At 58.2% G+C, this 17,620-nt stretch carries 13 protein-coding genes; 3 read left to right on the forward strand and 10 right to left on the reverse strand.

What is annotated here, in order from left to right; genetic code table 11:
* Positions 1-54: 54 nt before the first annotated feature.
* Positions 55-1,254 carry a formaldehyde dehydrogenase, glutathione-independent gene (gene fdhA / locus ALO80_RS04315; RefSeq protein WP_055008064.1) on the forward strand — a complete coding sequence of 400 codons (1,200 nt, stop codon included), beginning with the start codon at positions 55-57 and terminating at the stop codon, positions 1,252-1,254.
* 58 nt (positions 1,255-1,312) lie between these two features.
* Here fdhA and ALO80_RS31890 read toward each other — a convergent pair whose 3' ends face one another.
* A complete protein-coding gene (locus ALO80_RS31890) occupies positions 1,313-2,401 on the reverse strand; it encodes an RHS repeat-associated core domain-containing protein (protein ID WP_235812444.1) in 1,089 nt (362 codons plus the stop codon).
* Positions 2,402-2,549: 148 nt separating this feature from the next.
* Positions 2,550-8,300: a hypothetical protein gene (locus tag ALO80_RS04325; RefSeq protein ID WP_055008066.1), complete on the reverse strand. Its 5,751-nt coding sequence runs from the start codon at positions 8,298-8,300 to the stop codon at positions 2,550-2,552.
* A gap of 236 nt (positions 8,301-8,536) precedes the next feature.
* Between ALO80_RS04325 and ALO80_RS04330 the strand changes: the two genes are divergently transcribed.
* Positions 8,537-9,100 (forward strand): DUF2780 domain-containing protein, encoded by a 564-nt coding sequence (locus ALO80_RS04330; protein ID WP_055008067.1) that lies wholly within the window; start codon positions 8,537-8,539, stop codon positions 9,098-9,100.
* Here the strand turns inward: ALO80_RS04330 and ALO80_RS04335 are convergent.
* Positions 9,080-9,979: an acyltransferase gene (locus tag ALO80_RS04335; protein ID WP_055008068.1), complete on the reverse strand. Its 900-nt coding sequence runs from the start codon at positions 9,977-9,979 to the stop codon at positions 9,080-9,082. The genes ALO80_RS04330 and ALO80_RS04335 overlap by 21 nt on opposite strands.
* Before the next feature lie 193 nt (positions 9,980-10,172).
* On the opposite strand from ALO80_RS04335, the gene rloA2 reads away from it, so the two are divergent.
* Positions 10,173-10,676: a retropepsin-like aspartic peptidase RloA2 gene (rloA2, locus tag ALO80_RS04340; RefSeq protein WP_054985711.1), complete on the forward strand. Its 504-nt coding sequence runs from the start codon at positions 10,173-10,175 to the stop codon at positions 10,674-10,676.
* Between the two features lie 101 nt (positions 10,677-10,777).
* On the opposite strand, the gene ALO80_RS04345 is transcribed toward rloA2, so the two are convergent.
* The 7 genes from ALO80_RS04345 to betB form a co-directional block, all read right to left on the reverse strand.
* Positions 10,778-11,407 carry a glutathione S-transferase family protein gene (locus tag ALO80_RS04345; RefSeq protein ID WP_055008069.1) on the reverse strand — a complete coding sequence of 210 codons (630 nt, stop codon included), beginning with the start codon at positions 11,405-11,407 and terminating at the stop codon, positions 10,778-10,780.
* Positions 11,408-11,476: 69 nt separating this feature from the next.
* Positions 11,477-11,659: a hypothetical protein gene (locus tag ALO80_RS04350; protein ID WP_055008070.1), complete on the reverse strand. Its 183-nt coding sequence runs from the start codon at positions 11,657-11,659 to the stop codon at positions 11,477-11,479.
* The gene (locus tag ALO80_RS04355; protein WP_055008071.1) at positions 11,656-12,789 is read right to left on the reverse strand and encodes a PepSY-associated TM helix domain-containing protein; all 1,134 of its coding nucleotides are present in this window, start codon (positions 12,787-12,789) and stop codon (positions 11,656-11,658) included. The genes ALO80_RS04350 and ALO80_RS04355 overlap by 4 nt, the downstream gene beginning before the upstream one ends.
* Before the next feature lie 121 nt (positions 12,790-12,910).
* Positions 12,911-13,894, reverse strand: coding sequence for a FecR domain-containing protein (locus ALO80_RS04360; RefSeq protein WP_055008072.1), 984 nt, complete (start codon positions 13,892-13,894; stop codon positions 12,911-12,913).
* Positions 13,891-14,409: an RNA polymerase sigma factor gene (locus tag ALO80_RS04365; RefSeq protein ID WP_055008073.1), complete on the reverse strand. Its 519-nt coding sequence runs from the start codon at positions 14,407-14,409 to the stop codon at positions 13,891-13,893. The genes ALO80_RS04360 and ALO80_RS04365 overlap by 4 nt, the downstream gene beginning before the upstream one ends.
* 221 nt (positions 14,410-14,630) lie before the next feature.
* Entirely contained in the window at positions 14,631-16,337 is a 1,707-nt protein-coding gene (betA, locus tag ALO80_RS04370) for a choline dehydrogenase (RefSeq protein ID WP_055008074.1), read from the reverse strand.
* 140 nt (positions 16,338-16,477) lie between these two features.
* Positions 16,478-17,620 (reverse strand): betaine-aldehyde dehydrogenase (betB, locus tag ALO80_RS04375; protein WP_055008080.1); only part of this gene is annotated, 1,143 nt, incomplete at its 5' end.

The following is a 17,620-nucleotide window of genomic DNA, read 5'->3' on the forward strand; positions in this document are numbered from 1 at the left end:
AACTGTTTTTTTGCTCGAAATCTGCTCCAAAACAATAAAAGCGAGGTGACATGTATGTCTGGTAATCGCGGTGTTGTGTATCTCGGCGCTGGCAAGGTCGAAGTGCAATCCATTCCCTTCCCCAAAATGGAAGACCCACGCGGCAAGCGCATCGAGCACGGCGTGATCCTGCGCGTGGTTTCCACCAATATCTGTGGTTCCGACCAGCATATGGTGCGCGGTCGTACCACGGCGCAGACCGGGCTGGTGCTGGGTCATGAAATAACCGGCGAAGTGCTGGAAGCCGGTCGCGACGTTGAGCATCTCAAAGTCGGCGATCTGGTCTCCGTGCCGTTCAACGTGGCGTGCGGTCGTTGCCGCAGCTGCAAGGAGCAGAACACCGGCGTCTGCCTGACGGTCAATCCGGCGCGCGCCGGTGGTGCCTATGGTTACGTCGACATGGGTGACTGGGTTGGCGGGCAGGCTGAGTACGTGCTGGTGCCGTACGCTGATTTCAACCTGCTCAAACTGCCGGAGCGCGACGCGTCGATGGAAAAAATCCGTGACCTGACCTGCCTTTCCGACATCCTGCCCACTGGCTACCACGGAGCAGTCACCGCCGGGGTTGGTCCTGGCAGCACCGTTTACGTTGCAGGCGCTGGCCCGGTCGGCCTTGCTGCGGCGGCGTCAGCGCGCTTGCTGGGCGCTGCCGTGGTGATCGTCGGCGACGTCAACCCGACACGCCTGGTTCACGCAAAGGCTCAAGGCTTCGAAATTGCCGACCTGTCTCAGGACACGCCGCTGCACGAACAGATCGCCGCCCTGCTAGGCGAACCTGAAGTGGATTGCGCCATCGACGCCGTAGGCTTCGAAGCTCGCGGTCACGGCCATGCCGGTGCGCAATCGGAGGCACCCGCGACCGTCCTCAACTCATTGATGGGGGTGGTAAGGGTCGCAGGTAAAATCGGTATCCCCGGACTGTACGTCACCGAAGATCCGGGTGCCGTGGACGCTGCTGCAAAAATGGGCAGCCTGAGCATTCGCTTCGGCCTGGGCTGGGCCAAATCCCACAGCTTCCACACCGGCCAGACCCCGGTCATGAAATACAACCGTCAGTTGATGCAGGCCATCATGTGGGACCGCATCAAGATCGCCGACGTGGTGGGTGTCGAGGTGATCAGCCTGGATGATGCACCGCGGGGGTATGGGGAGTTTGATTCGGGCGTGCCGAAGAAATTTGTGATTGATCCGCATGGGTTGTTTGGTGGAGCGTAAAATTAAAACTGGGCGGTTAGCACCGCCCTTCCAAAAAAAATCAGTACCTGCCGATTCGTTAAAAAGATGTAATCCAAACTGGATCATACGAAAAACCCATATTCAAATTACTGCCAGGCTCAAATACATTCTTTTTATAAATCCCCAGTCTAAAAACCGATTCGCTTTTCTGGTTTACATACCTGCGAATCTCGGTAGGACCATGACCAGCAACTCCCCCACGATAAGCCTTTACAGACAGGCCTGATAGTTTAGAAAACTCAGCGGCAAACGAGTTAGAACCGCCCGTCGCAGAGTGACATATAACAAGGCGGGCATATTCATATCTCTCGAATTCCAAACCCTGTCGTCTAAGCGTAAAATCAAGCATTGTGGGTGACGTGGGGCTTTGCCCCATCAAAACTCTTGGGCCTCCATACTTCGATGGGTTATAGCCATGGCCATTAACTACCAACTCTAATTTTCCGCCGCTTATCGGCCTGTCGTATACATCAATGCCGCGTACTGATGATCGAGGACTGGTCAAATACAGAAACTTTAAAGCCTGATCAGACTTCTGAGGATGGGATGCTGCTTTCCTCATTAAACCCAGCGCCCGCAATGCGCCTTTCAGAAAACGTGGCACATGCCCACTCGGATCAACCCGATTAACCGGATCACCCTCACAATACGCATACGCATACGCATTCACCCCACCCTCACCAAACGGACTCAGACTGTCCGGGCTATTGAACCTCATCAACACGGGATTGAATGCCCGATAACCATTGCCCAGCAAATAGTGTCCCGTCACCGGATCAACCCGCTGGCCGGTAAAACCCGGCAGGTTCATCGGCCCTGCAGAAGGATGACGATGGCCGTAAGGCGTATACGCAAATGCCAAACCCTGCGCCGCAATCACAGACTGCTGTTGATCCGTAATCAGAAAAACACATGCGCTCTGGTTGTGTTCCTTACGTCGTTGCGCCAAAAGATGCTCGCCTATGCGCAAAAGGGTGTGCTGTATCTGCTCTTGAATCTGCGTAGCCAGATGACTCTTCTGATAAAAAAGGCCAATGCTGCCCTCCCCCACAGGTGAGCAGTCGGCCAGGCGGTCCAATGGATCGTAGCGATAGACGCAGAGCACGGATTGCCCAGACGAAGCCATGGTGTTACTCCTTTGAGGTAACCCTATGGCAGCGAGTCTGGGCTGACGCTCTGCTTGCGACCAGCTGGCAGAATTACTAGGGCCGCTCCGCCTGCAGGATCAAAAGACGCTGAGGGCTGAAGCCTCCAGCGCCATGAACTGTACTGCCCTACTCTCGCACAGGCCTCACCAGTACCGAGTAGTAGTGTTCTTTTGCATAGTAATTACTGTCAGGTGCCGGAGCTCCGCGCATACCGTCGATTGACTCGAAAAGCCCGATATTCCAGTTACGGCTGGCGGGTAATTGTGTTGCAGCACCACGTTCGTCAGTGTCTCGTGCGGCTTCGGACAAGTCCGAGGCCAGCACGCCCGTGATATGCCCGTCCAGGTCCAGAACTTTCCCGGCCACAAACATGAAATGAAACGGGTATTCCGAGGATGGAGTGCCCTCCAGCACCTCTCGCTCGATAAAACCAATACCCTCTCCGACTTCGGGAAATGATTGCTCGTCAGTAAAGTAATCAGAATGGCCCTGGGCCTTTATCCAGCCCTCAAGAGGAGTCGTCGAAATATTCAGACTCACCGGCTGCCCCTGACGCAGCGCGACAACCTCGACATTGGGCACGACTGGAGCCGGGTTGCCCGAGCGCTCGCCTTCATAATCGAACGGTATTTCCCCGCCTGCATATTTCGATACCAAGAACTCGGTACTGGAAATACAGCTTTCGGGGACCGCTGCCTTGGCTTCGAGCCTTACATAGCCATCCCGATCCGGCTCGATGGTGTGGAACAGGTCGGATGGCACATTGAGCTTTCCGGCGACGAGCGCGTTGTCATTCATGATGTTCAAGTCCTCATGGTGAACCTGAAACACTCCGCCTGCCGCCTCCTGAGCGGCATAGTGCTCGTGGGACGCGACGGCACCAGCCACTCGCCGTGTGCGGATGTTGCAGATCGTCTGATTGACAACGTTGCCACCCTTTAACCCAGGTCGATTGATAAGCGTGAACTCGTGCCCGCCTGTATTGCGTACCCAGGGCAGCGCAAGGATTTCAGCGCGCGACCGTCCTTGCGGCGGCACCAGCAGAAAGACGCCGTTGCGCTCATCCCAGACGGCCCGGTAGATTCTGCCGTTATCCAGTTTGATGTAGTCACGACCACCAATGGAGTAACTGCCTCGTTTTGGCCCCGTACTGACCACTTCGGCATCGGACAGGTCAACAACGGCACTGGCAATGCCCACGCCTCGGGTTCGTTCTGGATAAATGGCGTCGTCGATGTGTAACTGCAGGTCGGCACCGCTCAGGTGGGCATGCTCGGCTGGCGGCTCGAGGCTGGTGACCGATTCATAGGCATAGCCGCGCTGCGAGGAGAGAAAAATGCGTCGAGCATCGGTTTCCGAAATGTCATTAAGGGACAGGACGGCGATACTTTCAATTCTGGAGGGGTCGGTAAAGCAGGCTTCGACATGATCAATGACGCACCCCGAATGACTCAGATAAAACGGTTCATCCAGGTGGCCTGCCAGCATACCGAGCTGTCGGGTAGGTGAATGAGCAAACCAGGCCTTCTCTCCTGACTTCAAGCTGACCTCGGCCATCATCAGGTTGTTTCCGGACAGCGTTTTCTGAAGCTGCCTGACAAAGGTGCCTCGCTCACTGGCGAGCGCTGGAATCGTCCCTTGCGCGGCCATAAGCGGGCGGGTCAGTCGAACCTGCTTGAGGATCTTCTCCCCCAGACTCAGCGCGCGGGGCTTCGACGCCGCTCCCCACTCAATGGTATTGCCCAACAGGGTATTGGCGAGTGCGGCCTGATTACGCGCAGCAAAGAGAATTGCCAGTTCCTCGGAGGTGTCGAGAACATAAAACGGATTTTCGACAGTCGTGATGGACGAAGGCAGCCGCGGCTTGATTTTGGCAACTGCTTCGATGTTGCTGGCTACCCATCGTGGGTTACGGGCATAAGCCTCGTTTGCAGCCTTTGAGCCATAGAACAGTTCCAGCGCAAAGTCATCATGGGCTATGCCGTTGCGGTAATCCGACTGGTGACGCCACAGGTGAGGCAACGCTCGTTTGGGGTCGGCGTCAGCACTGATTTTACTCATCGTCAGGGAAACAGGACGCTGGTTTTGCAACGTTTCGCCGGGTGCCAGCGCCAGAAAATTCTCCATCCCCACAGTACCTCGGTAGTGCACGCCGCGATCCGCCTCGATCACCAGTTCCTGCCCGCGGCCATCACTGAGCGTCGCCAGGACACCCGCTACGGTCTTTCTGCCCACCAGCCCATCCAGGGTGTCGGTTATCTGGACGGTGACGAACATGCCTTGCGCAGCGACAATTTTTGCCTGAATTTCAGGGTTGTAACTCGCAATGGCAGGCAGCGCCTTATCGATTTCCAGACGGCTACCGTCAGCGCGAATGAACGAGGTAGTGTCGACTGAATGCCCCGCATGTTCGAGCACCTCGACATGCCCATCGTGTTCGGTGACGTATTTATGCTCAATGACGCCGAGTGCGATGTTTTGCCCGGTTGCTCTGTTATCTGCGTCCATGATCCGGGCTGGGACCGATTCAAGCGTCGCCACGCAGTTGTCGTACCAACTGACCGTGTTGGCGGGTGCCAGAAAGCGCTCCGGTCGTCCGCTGAAGCGAACAGGAAAATCTTCGGTACGGGCAAACCGTGAAAGCTGCGGTGCATCGGCAACCGAATTCGGGTGTGTATGCCATTGCCCTGCTTCCATGTCCAGCGCATGCAGGGGGCGTAATTGCGGTCCGGCCAGCCCATTGACCATACGACAGGCATGGCCGTTGAGCATGTAAATGTTCTCGCTTATCCCGCCCAGCAATACCGCACGGGCACCGCCCTCGACGATCGCGTTGCCATTCCAGTCGACACGCGTGACGTTTCTGCCGGTCTTGCGCTCGGATATCTGCCCGTCCTCGGAGAAACGCCAATGTGTGCTGCCTTCAGACGACTGCCTGTGCAAAAGTTCTTCGCCTGCAACTTCGCGCTCGTTCACGCCCTGTTGATGACGCGACACAGCAGCCTTGAGCCCTTTCACCGCTGATATACCGCAGTGCAGCGCCGAACGCATACCGATCAAAAGAAAGCCGAAGTTTTTTACCGAGGCCTCGTAGTCGTTGGCTCTGATCGACTCTCCGAGGGCCTGGATCTGTTGGGCCATCGTCCATACGTTGGTGCCTTGCTGCATCAACACACCCAGCACCCTGGGAGGAACGGCGCGCATTTTGCCCAGACAGAGTTCTGCAACAATGTTGATTGCGTCCAGCGTTATGCCTTCGTCGTTGCCATCGTAAATATCAAATGCCAGGTTGATGAAGTTACCCAATACAGGAATGAGTCCGCCGACCTGACGCACCACTTGCAGCACATGCTGTGCACTGGTCGACATGTTCTGAATGTCATCATCGTTTGTCCTGGCGCTTAACATTTGCCTGAACGCCTGAACGCTTGCCTCAAGCCGGGCGCGCTCGTCTGCGGTCAATAACTCGATGCAATGAACCGGTCTGTCGCTGTCCGATATCGCCGCCCACTCAAGTGATTCCAGCCGTTGGGCGGCGCTGCCCGAAGTCAGCACGATCCGCTCGGCCTCCAACGCTCGGTAGGTTTCGGTCGCCTTGATGGCGTAATCCTCTGCCTCAAGCCTGTACGCTGCCTGCGGCGTCGTCAGTTGAGAAGGCAGATTGCCGTTGTTCACAAAGGCTATGTTTGCATCGAATAAACCGGTCAGCTTCGTTTGCAGTGCCTTCAGGCTTGCGGTGTAACGGGTTTTAGTGGCGAGCGCCTGAGCCAGCCGCCCGAGCTTTTCATCACGGTCATCGGCAAGCGCCAGTTCTTGGCGAAGAGCTTCGTCATACATCACACTCAGCAGCGTTCGATAACCGACGGACTCCTTGTGCTTGTAGAACGTACCGGTATTGACCCAACTGGCCTCGTAACTGATATCGAATGAAGACCGCGCAATCACCGGCCAGCTATGCTCGGCCAGCCCCAGATAACGGCAGAGTTCGCGTGAAACAAATTCTGACTGGGTAGGCTGCAGAACAACCAGCAACCGTTGCTGAGCCTCCAGATTTGCCGCGGCCACCCGATAGTAGGCATTGACTGCATCGTTCAGGCGTTTGGTATACGCCACCTGGCGCTGCGCGTTCGGCAAGTCAGGCGCGTTCTCGCGATAATGCGTCAGCAGATAATCAGCCGCGTGCTGCAATGTCGCACACTGGCCAACCTCCCATTGCACCCTTCGTAGTTCCTCTGTGAGGACCATGAACCGTGACCCGATAGCGTCATAGGCCTCTTCAGATAGAGGATCCACATACAAAAACGGAGGTTCTTTGCTGCGGATATCGAAGGCTTCGATGTCGATATCCGTCAGGGGATAACTGCGCTGGACTGGATTGGGCACGATGACTTCCACAATCAGCCTTTCGATATTGATGGCACCCTCGCCTTCCACATCACGAATGGTGTTGATCATGTACAACGACAGCTCTTTGCAGGCCGCGTCAAAATATCCCGACAGGCCCTTCGCGTGCCAGGGATTGACGGTGTGCTGTTCCCGGTAAATGTCGTGATGGCCGTCGCTGTCGTAAACGACAAGTTTCAGCGTAATACCACCTGTTTGCTGCAACATCGCCAACAACGCGTTTTCGTTGTCTTGCAATGAGGCGCCGAAATGCCGGTGGCTGTTCAGCAAGGTGCGGCACCGGGCAAGATGCCACTGGATTTCCTTTTTCAACTCTTTGTTGATCACGCCATAGTCGTCAGTGCCATGCGCCTGAACATTTCGCTGGCGAAACGTGTACACCTGTGAAGTATCGAGCACGAAGCGCTGTGTTTCTGCGATGGTAAAAGGCAATGAAGGCTTCATCGCCGCACCCCGGGATTCGCTCTCCCCCGGCACAAGCGCAGCGATCCCCACCAACAGATCGTCACGGCTGGCCGCCGCCGGGATAGCGATCCCGTAGTAATCGAGCAGGCATTGCAGCGAAACGGTCTGATCATCGCGAATCGCCAGATTGCTGTTGGCATCTGCTGTAGCCAGATAAGGCCCGAGCAGGGCCAGGCTGTCGGTGAAACGGATGACCCGCAGGTGCAGATCTGACAAAGTGGTTTGCGCCGGTTGACGGGCGTCGGAAACGCCCTGCAACTGGAGCGCATAAACCGGCCTGCCTCCACTGGGCCTGACGTGTAGAACGCATGTGAATGGCTGCCTGAAGTCCACCTGACGTTTATTCACGACGCTGAGGACGTGGCGCAGGTCTTTACGCCGCACTCTGGGCAACAGGTCCTCATCGGAATCGCCTGTCGTGTCCATGCCGGCAGCAAGCCGGATCAAGGCCTTGAACTGCTGCAAAACCGAAGAGCTATAAGTGACGCCCGCAAACAGCGGAGAGTCCTTGGCGACGGCCACAAACTCTCTGTTGATCGCACAGGTGCCGGTTTTCAAATCCCGTATTCGCGCCCGCAACGTATTCAATAATCTGGGGTAATCGCCTCGGGTACGATCAAGTCGCTCTGTTCTGATGATCGGCGAATGTGGCTCACGCTGATGACGCTGAGCGATATCGAACACAGCTTTTGCCCGCTCATCCTCAGGTCCCGTCCGGGATGTTTCCGGACTCACGGATCGGGTAACGCGCTCGGCGCCATCCTTGAACGCATGTAGTTCATCGTCAAACAGCATCGACTTCAAGGTGCCAAGGAGTTGGATATCGTCTGCCCAGCGCTTGAATGAGCTGGCGGTCCCGAGCACCGTTATTTCGTCCAGTAACGTGAAACCTTCAGTGCGGGGTCTTAGCAGGATGTCGGTCAACTGGTCGTTGCCCTGCGCGGCCAACAAGTCATGAACGCTTGCGGCTGGCCTGGCGGGAAGTGCTGAGGTTTGGGTGTCGGTCATTGCAATTGCTCCACGCATTTCAAATGATCGACACCCTGCCGGTTCGCAGAAGAAGCGCGGTAATACATACATCTTTTATGGCAATGCGACACGCGCAGCACGCACGCTCGACAGCGCAGAACGAGAAATGCCGTCGTCCGTTTCCTGCGGCGGGAACAAGCCTCTGCTCCCTACAGTCAAATCGTCTGCTTTACCGCTCGCTCATGGGCGGTTCAGGTTTGATAGAAGGTAACGCGATGAACACTGCACGCAGTATGGCTTTGGTAACGTTGATGGCCCTGACAACGAGCCCGGCATTTGCCTTTAATCTGAATGACGCCGCAAACGCGGTCTCCAATGCCACCAATGGCAATCAGAAAGCCACGGCGGCACCCGAAGTCGCGGGGCTGCTCAATACCCTCGGTACGCAGCTCAATGTCACCCCGGAACAGGCGGTTGGCGGAACAGGTGCGCTGCTCGGGCTGGCAAAGAACAAACTGACCAGCACCGATTATTCGCAGTTGGCCAAATCGGTCCCGGGCCTGGAGCAGATGTCCGGTACGTCCGCACTGGACAGCCTGGGCGGTGCCAACGGGCTGGGTAGTCTACTGGGCGGCAAGTCGGGCAACAGCTCGATGCTCAACAGCGCACTGGGCAACGTGCAGAGCATGGGTGACGTGAATAACGCCTTCAAGGCGTTGGGCATGGACAGCACGATGGTCAGCCAGTTTGCCCCGCTGATTCTGCAATACCTGGGACAGCAAGGTGCCAGTAGTTCGGCGTTGCAGAGTTTGAGTGGGTTATGGGGTACCGGGAGCTGATTCAAGTCGCAACGCAGCAATACGTGCATCTTTCTCGACCCAGAGCTGGTTGACCCAGCCCTGCACTTTCTCGCGAAACGCAGGGTCATTTTCGTAATCGCCCTGCCAGAGAGCCGGGTCCAGCTCGCGGGTCCTGATATCGACGATCACCTTGGGCACGCGTCCGCAAAGCATGTCCCAGAAGCCTGGAATGCCTGACCCCGGATACACCACGGTGACATCCAGAATGGCATCCAGTTGTTCGCCCATGGCAGCCAGCACGAAGGCAACTCCGCCCGCCTTGGGTTTGAGCAGGTGGACATAGGGCGAAGCCTGAGCCGCATGTTTGGCCGGGGTAAAACGTGTTCCTTCCAGGTAATTGACGATGGTCACCGGTTGACGCTTGAACAGCTCGCAGGCGGCCTTGGTGATTTCCAGATCCTTGCCCTTGAGTTGCGGGTTTTTAGCCAGAAACGACTTGCTGTAGCGCTTCATGAACGGATAATCCAGCCCCCACCACGCCAGCCCCAGCAGCGGCACCCAGATCAGTTCTTTTTTCAGAAAGAATTTGAAGAAAGGGGTGCGCCGGTTGAGTGCCTGCACCAGCGCGGGAATATCCACCCAGGACTGATGATTGCTGATGACCAGATAAGAGGTGTCGCCACGCAGTCCTTCATCACCGCGAATGTCCCACTGCGTCGGTACGCAGGTCGCAAAGATGACCTTGTCGATCTCGGCCCAGGTTTCGGCAATCCACATCACAGCCGCCGAGCAGCGGTCGCGCATCCGGCCTCTGAACAGCAGCTTGAGCAAGGCAAAAACCAATAACGGACCGATCAGCACCAACGTATTGATCAGTAACAGCAAGGCAACAAAACAGCCGGTGAGCAGACGGCGCATGACGGACTCTTGAAGGTTCAGGGGCGGCAATCATAAAGACCCACGCGTTTTACGCCAATTACACAGGTACTTACAAATGTTTCACGTCAGGACGTTTATGCTTCCCTGACACGCTTGCTGCCGAACCTACTGCAGGTTCGATGTCTAAAAACGGGCGCCAAACAGGCGCTGACCATTGCGAGGAACCTCTCACGTGAAACCGATCCTGGCACTATTGTCGCTGCTGGCCCTGCCGGTCATGGCTGCTGAACCGACGCTATATGGCCGTTACGAGAACATCAAGGTTCTGGACGTAGATCAGACCTTCAAGGCCAAAATGGACACTGGCGCACTGACCGCCTCGCTGTCGGCCAAGGACATCGAGCTGTTCAAACGTGATGGCGATGACTGGGTGCGATTCCGCCTGGCAACCAAGGGCGCGGACAACAAGGTGTATGAGCACAAGGTGTCGCGGATCAGCAAGATCAAGGGACGTGCAGAAGGTGACGACGACGAGGATGAAAGCATCAATCCTGCCAAGCGCCCGGTCGTTGATCTTGAGCTGTGCCTGGGCGACAAGAAGCGCACGGTCGAGGTCAACCTGGTAGATCGCAGCCACTTCAACTTCCCGCTGCTGATCGGTGCCAAGGCACTGCGCGAGTTCGACGCAGCGGTCAACCCCGCTCGCCGCTACACCGCTGACGAGCCTGATTGCTGAGGTTGTTTGTCGTCCTCAACTATCGTGTAACGCTCCGCGTGGGCATGCAGTTCCGGACGCTCCGCGTCCTGTCCGGAATGTGCGGCGTGGCGCAGATTGACTCAAACCGACGGCTGGGTCGCGATCATCGACGGACGTTGACTGGCGTCCAGATACCAGGCGGCCAGTCGCGGGTAGGCACTGCGCCAGTTCAGGTCAGGCTGACGGAAATCCAGGTATCCGAGCGCCGCGGCGACGCTGATCGATGCGACATCGAAGGACGTGCTGAGCTCAATGATTGCGTTGCTTTCGAAGTAATGCAGCGAGCGTTCAATCTTCTGCTGCTGATTGTCCAGCCATTGGTCCCAGTGTTTTTCCTGCGGACGCAAAGTCGTTTCGTAGCGAATCAATATGGCTGCGTCGAGTACCGCATCGGCCAGTGACGCGAGCGTCAGACGCCTCCAGCGCGAAGATCCTTCACGGGGGATCAGTGGCAACCCGACATGCTGGTGATCCAGATAATCGAGGATGACGCGGCTGTCGTGGATCACGTTGCCATCGGCCAGACGCAACGCCGGAAGCTTGCCTGCCGGGTTTTCTTCATTGAGTTGCGCAGATGGACTGACTGGCGTCACGACGGTTGGCTGCAACTGCACACGGTCGAGTTGAGCGGTTTCATGAAGCATCACCAGTACCTTGCGGGCGAAGGGCGAAGCGGCGTTGAAATACAACGTCATCGTGGGCGCTGACATGGGTGTTCCTCGAATGAGACAGACCCATAGACTAGACAGCGGGCAACGGGTCCGCAATCAGCGTTTCATTCAGCTACGCCGCACCAGCAAGCCCCTGATACTCAACATGGCCGCTGTGCCCATTGCCAGCCACGCCAGCGTGTCCCACCAGCCGTCCCCCAGCAATGCCGCGAACAGGCCGGCAGCGGTGAGCAGCGCTATCACGGCAGGTATCGCAAAGGTCTTCCAGAATCGGGATGGCTTCGAACTCATTGCGCCACCTGAGCCTGAGCCGCGTTCACCGAGAGGGCGACACGTCGTCTCACCCACCACAGGTACACGCCACTGCCGAGCACAATGATGGTCAGCACATCCAGCACTGCCCAGAGCACCTTCATCGGCATGCCGCCATAATCACCAAAATGCAGGGGTTGCGACATCCCCAGCGCATCCATGTACCAGGGACGTTCGACCACGGCGGTCACTTGCAGCGTCTGCGCGTCGATCAGTACCGGCGTGGCCAGATGCGCAGTCAGGTGTGTGTTGCCTTTGAGGAACACGGCGTAATGGTGCTCGCTGGAAAAGCGAGTGCCCGGAAAAGCGATGAAATCGGCCTGCATCCCAGGCGCTGCGGACTCGGCAATTTCCAGTAACCGTGTGGCCGGCGCCCGTTGAGTCAATGGCGGCGCGTCTTTGTACGGCGCAATCATGGTCGCCAGTGCGTCGTTGCGCCATGACGCGATCAGCAGGTCGGCGCATGCACTGATCACCCCTGTCACGCCCACCACCAGCGCCCAGGTCAGTGTCACCACGCCGATCAGGTTGTGCAGGTCCAGCCAGCGTGTGCGAGTGGACTTGTTGACCCGCACCTGACCGAACTCCAGCTTGCGCATGAAAGGCGAATACAGCACGGTCCCTGACACGATTGCCACCACAAACAGCAAGCCCATGAAAGCCAGCAACAGCTTGCCGGGCAGATTGGCGTACATGTCTACGTGCAGACGCAGCATGACCATCATGAAGCCGCCATTGGCAGAAGGCATTTCCAGCGCCTCGCCGGTACGCGCATCAAGGGCGAAGGTGTGTGATGAGTTGGGCTCCGTCCCCGCGGTTGCCGCGGTGATCGCCATTACCCCGTTGGGATCTTCGTCGTCCCAGCCGAAATACTGCATCACCTCGCCAGGACGATACGCTTCAGCAGCCTTGGCCAGTTGCTCAAGATCCAGATGCGGCGTCTCGGCAGGCATTTCCTTGTAGTGCGGGGCGTCGCCCAGCAAATGATCGATTTCATGATGAAAGATCAGCGGCAAGCCGGTGACAGCCAGCATCAACAAAAACAGGGTGCAAATCAGGCTGCTCCAGGTATGCAAGATGGACCAGCGGCGCACGGTTTGGCTTTTCATGGTTTATCCACAGGCGAAGAAGCGCAGAACCGAGCGCATCTGCAAAATGACGTGTAAAACTAAGCCGCTCGAAACCGGAAAAGTGTCAGGGCAAGGCGGTGCCGACATGAACAGGTATGTTTCAGAGTTTTGCCGGATTGACGCTGGCCTGCTCATCCCTGGCCTGCACGGTGACCCACCACGCGGTGTGCTGTTCGATCTGCACCGGCAAGGTCGGCAACAGCGCCTTGAGCGCCAGGCCGGTGTCGGTCAGCGGGAACGTACCAGTGATGCGCAGGTCTGCCACCTTCGGGTCGACACCCAGGTGCCCTGCACGATAGCGACCCAGTTCAGCGAGCATGTCGACCAGACGGGCGTTGTCCACCACCAGCATGCCGCGCGTCCAGGCATCGACGCCGGAAGGCACGCTGAGCAATGGGCCAAGTCCGTTGCGTGTCAGGCGAACCTGTTGACCTTCGCGCAGCACCTGTTCACCCGGCGCATTACGCGCAGCGGCGGCAACCGCCGACTGCAGCACGCTGAGCAGCGTTGCGTCGGACTCGCGTCGGACCAGAAAGCGCGTACCCAGGGCGCGCAATCGGCCATCCGCTGTTTCAACGATGAACGGGCGTGGATCGTCATGGCTGCCGGTCTGCACCAGGATTTCACCGTCCTGCAAGATCACCCGACGTTGCTGCGCATCGAAGCGCACATCGATTGCGCTGTGGGTGTTAAGGCGAATCAGCGTGTTGTCCGCCAGACGCACTTCGCGCTGCTCACCGGTGGCGGTGCGTTGGTCGGCAAGCCAGTAATCCATCGGCAGATAACGATCCCCCACGAACAGCGCAAGCCCCAGCGCCATGACCACACCGGCCACACCGCCGCCGAGCTTGCGCAAGCTATGCCGCAGGGCACCCGGCGACTGCTGCAACGCCTTGCGTGCCGGACCGGCGGGCAGAGCGAAGCGCTGATTGACCATGCCCAGCTGGTTCCAGGCCCTGGCATGCTCTTCGTCGGCAGCCAGCCAGCGGGCAAGGTCTGCATCATTGCCGCCGCTGCCATCCATATTCAATTGCCACTGTATAGCGGCATCGAGAACGCGCGCGGACACCGGTCTGGCGTTCATGTCGGCTCACCGTAGAGCGCCACGTAGCACTGGCGCATGGCTTGAGCCAGATATTGCCTGACGCGCGAAACGGAAACGCCCAGCCGCTCGGCAATTTCGCCGTGGCCCAGACCGTCCAGACGACTGTACAGAAACGCTGCCCGGGCTTTACTGGACAGGCTGCCCAGCATGCGATCTATCGCCTTCAGATCTTCAAGAGCCAGCATCTGCTCTTCCGGCGAGGGTTGCTCGGCTTCAGGAACCTGCATCAGTTCTCCGAGATAGGCCTGCTCCAGCGCAGCGCGTCGAAAGTGGTCGAACATCAACCCCTTCGCGACGGTTGCCAGGAAGGCTCGCGGTTCTCTGGGCGTCAGCAACTCGTGACGTCCGAGCAGGCGCACAAACGTGTCCTGACTCAAATCCTGGGCACGCTGTGGGCAGGCAACATTGCGTCTGAGCCAGGCCAGCAGCCAACCGCGATGGTCGCGATACAGTGCACCGACAATCTCGCTATGAGTGCTTGGGACTGACGACACGAATGGCCTCGATGAGAAAGTTCTAACTAAAGAGAATCATTCGCGATTGTGGCAGAGCGGAGAGGTAGTGGCAATTCGCGTCCGTCGGGAGGATGACGCAGATAATAAGATAAGGGGAGATTCTGGCGTGGAGTGGGTGCCCTCGCCGGAGCGAGTCGGACAGAAGTCAGCCGGAGTTACGCCGGTCGCCCTCACCGCGTGAGGACGACCAGGTCGTCAGATCAGGCCTGGTGGCTGATCTCGCGCAACGGTTTGCCGCGTGCGGGCTGGTCGCCAGCGACGAAGTAGTCGGCGGTGCTGCGTGGCAGAGGCTGACGACCGCGGATCCTGTCGGCGATTTTCTCGGCGATCATGATCGTCGGTGCATTCAGGTTGCCCGTGGTAATGATCGGCATGATCGAGGCGTCGACCACGCGCAGGCTTTGCAGACCATGCACGCGACCCTGACCATCGACAACGGCCATCTCGTCGGTGCCCATCTTGCACGAGCAGGACGGGTGGTAGGCCGTTTCGGCGTGCTCACGCACGAACTGATCCAGCGCTTCATCGGACTGCACATCGATGCCGGGGCTGATTTCGCGACCACGGTAAGGGTCCAGTGCCGGTTGCTGCATGATTTCGCGGGTCAGGCGAATGCCATCGCGAAATTCCTGCCAGTCCTGCTCGCTGGCCATGTAATTGAACAGAATGCTCGGGTACTCGCGCGGGTCTTTGGATTTGACCTGCACACGACCACGACTCGGCGAACGCATGGAGCCGACGTGAGCCTGGAACCCATGCTCCTGAACGCCCTTGGTGCCGTTATAGTTAATCGCGACCGGCAGGAAGTGGTACTGAATGTTCGGCCATTCGAACGCTTCGCTGGAGCGAATGAAACCACCGGCTTCAAACTGGTTGCTCGCGCCGATACCCGTGCCGAGGAACATCCACTCTGCACCAATGGCAGGCTGGTTCCACCACTTCAGCGAAGGGTACAGCGACACCGGCTGCGTGCAGGCGTACTGCAGGTACATCTCCAGGTGATCCTGAAGATTCTGGCCAACGCCCGGCAGGTCATGAACCACCGGAATATCGAGCTTGTTCAGAACCTCGGCAGGGCCGACGCCGGAGCGCTGGAGGATCTGGGGCGAAGCGATTGCCCCGCCGCACAGCAGCACTTCCTTGCGGGCACGGGCCTCGATGCGGGTGTCACTGTCGCCCACAAGGTAGGCCACGCCGACAGCACGCTTGCCTTCGAACAGGATGCGATCGGTCAGGGCGTGAGTCACGATGCTCAGGGTCGAGCGCTTCTTCGCTTCGTCCAGATAACCGCGGGCGGTACTCGCCCGACGACCGTTGGGGGTCACGGTGCGGTCCATCGGACCGAAGCCTTCCTGCTGATAACCATTGAGGTCGTCGGTGCGCGGGAAGCCGGCCTGCACACCCGCTTCGACCATCGCGTGGAACAGCGGGTTGTTGCCAGCCTTGGACGTGGTGACGCTGACCGGGCCTTCACCACCGTGGTAGTCGTTCGGACCGATGTCACGGGTTTCAGCCTTGCGGAAGTACGGCAGGCAGTCAAGGTAGCTCCAGTCTTCCAGACCCGGCTCTTTTGCCCAGCCGTCATAGTCCATCGCGTTGCCACGGATGTAGCACATGCCGTTGATGAGCGACGAGCCACCCAGGCCTTTACCACGACCGCATTCCATACGGCGATTATTCATGTGCGGCTCTGGCTCGGTTTCGTAAGCCCAGTTGTAGCGGCGGCCCTGCAGCGGGAATGCCAGTGCGGCAGGCATCTGGGTACGGAAATCCAGACGGTAGTCAGGGCCACCGGCTTCCAGCAGCAGAACAGTGACGCCCGCGTCTTCGGTAAGACGGGCTGCCAGGGTGTTACCGGCCGAGCCGGCACCAATGATGATGTAGTCGTATTCGGATTGAGTCGTCATAGAGGCTCCCTCATAGAGCGGCAAGTCTCAAGCCTCGGCTGCAAGCAGAAGCAGCGAGGCGATACTTGTGAAAATGGGGTTCGGCAAACATCTTTTGATTGCGTCTGCTTGAGGCTTGCCGCGTGCCACTTGAACCGTGCTTAGAAAACCGAGGCGTAGTCGCCCAGTTCTATCTGTACCGATTTGATGCGCGTGTACTGCGCCAGCGAGCTGATACCGTTTTCACGGCCGACGCCTGACTGCTTGTAGCCACCGACCGGCATTTGTGCCGCCGACTCGCCCCAGGCGTTGATCCAGCAGATACCGGCTTCCAGCAGATGAATCACGCGGTGAGCGCGGTTCAGGTCACGCGTCACGATGCCTGCGGCCAGACCGAAGTCAGTGTCATTGGCGCGGCGCACCACTTCTTCTTCGGTGTCGTAACCGAGGATGCTCATCACCGGACCGAAGATTTCTTCGCGCACGATGGTCATCTCGTCGGTGCAATCGGTGAACACGGTCGGTGCGACGAAGGCACCCTTGTCGAACACACCACCGGTCAGACGATCGCCGCCACACAGCAGGCGTGCGCCCTGCTCTTTGCCCTTGGCGATGTAGCCGAGCACGCTTTCCATGTGCTCGAAGCTGACCAGTGGGCCGAAGTTGATGTTCTCGTCTTCCGGATTACCGGCCCGAATGCGCTTCACACGCTCCAGGATTTTCGCTTCGAACTCTGCTTTCAGGGCGTTCGGCACAAACACGCGCGTACCGTTGGTGCAGACCTGGCCGGAACTGTAGAAGTTGGCCATCATCGCGATGTCGGCAGCACGATCCAGATCGGCGTCGTCGAACACGATCAACGGCGACTTGCCGCCCAGCTCCATGGTCACTTCCTTGAGCGACGAACTCGAAGCACTGGCCATGACTTTCTTGCCCGTGTCGGTGCCGCCGGTAAAAGAGACTTTCTCGATACGCGGATGTTCGGTGATCCAGGTGCCGACTTCACGGCCGCTGCCGGTCAACACGTTGAACACGCCGTCCGGTACGCCGGCTTCGGTGTAGATCTCTGCCAGTTTCAGGGTCGTCAGCGACGTGACTTCACTTGGCTTGAAGATCATCGCGTTGCCCGCCGCCAGCGCCGGGGCGGACTTCCACAGTGCGATCTGGATCGGGTAGTTCCATGCGCCGATACCTGCAACCACACCCAGCGGCTCGCGGCGGGTGTACACGAACGAAGAGTCACGCAGCGGGATCTGCTCGCCTTCGATGGCAGGGACGAGACCTGCGTAATATTCCAGCACGTC

This window comes from Pseudomonas caricapapayae, assembly GCF_001400735.1.
GTDB classification, from domain to species: domain Bacteria; phylum Pseudomonadota; class Gammaproteobacteria; order Pseudomonadales; family Pseudomonadaceae; genus Aquipseudomonas; species Aquipseudomonas caricapapayae.

Excerpts from the sequence above, each read along its gene's own strand:
- fdhA (WP_055008064.1), top strand. The coding sequence starts at position 55 with ATGTCTGGTAATCGCGGTGTTGTGTATCTCGGCGCTGGCAAGGTCGAA.
- ALO80_RS31890 (WP_235812444.1), bottom strand. The coding sequence starts at position 2,401 with ATGGCTTCGTCTGGGCAATCCGTGCTCTGCGTCTATCGCTACGATCCA.
- ALO80_RS04325 (WP_055008066.1), bottom strand. The coding sequence starts at position 8,300 with ATGACCGACACCCAAACCTCAGCACTTCCCGCCAGGCCAGCCGCAAGC.
- ALO80_RS04330 (WP_055008067.1), top strand. The coding sequence starts at position 8,537 with ATGAACACTGCACGCAGTATGGCTTTGGTAACGTTGATGGCCCTGACA.
- ALO80_RS04335 (WP_055008068.1), bottom strand. The coding sequence starts at position 9,979 with ATGCGCCGTCTGCTCACCGGCTGTTTTGTTGCCTTGCTGTTACTGATC.
- ALO80_RS04345 (WP_055008069.1), bottom strand. The coding sequence starts at position 11,407 with ATGTCAGCGCCCACGATGACGTTGTATTTCAACGCCGCTTCGCCCTTC.
- ALO80_RS04350 (WP_055008070.1), bottom strand. The coding sequence starts at position 11,659 with ATGAGTTCGAAGCCATCCCGATTCTGGAAGACCTTTGCGATACCTGCC.
- ALO80_RS04355 (WP_055008071.1), bottom strand. The coding sequence starts at position 12,789 with ATGAAAAGCCAAACCGTGCGCCGCTGGTCCATCTTGCATACCTGGAGC.
- ALO80_RS04360 (WP_055008072.1), bottom strand. The coding sequence starts at position 13,894 with ATGAACGCCAGACCGGTGTCCGCGCGCGTTCTCGATGCCGCTATACAG.
- betA (WP_055008074.1), bottom strand. The coding sequence starts at position 16,337 with ATGACGACTCAATCCGAATACGACTACATCATCATTGGTGCCGGCTCG.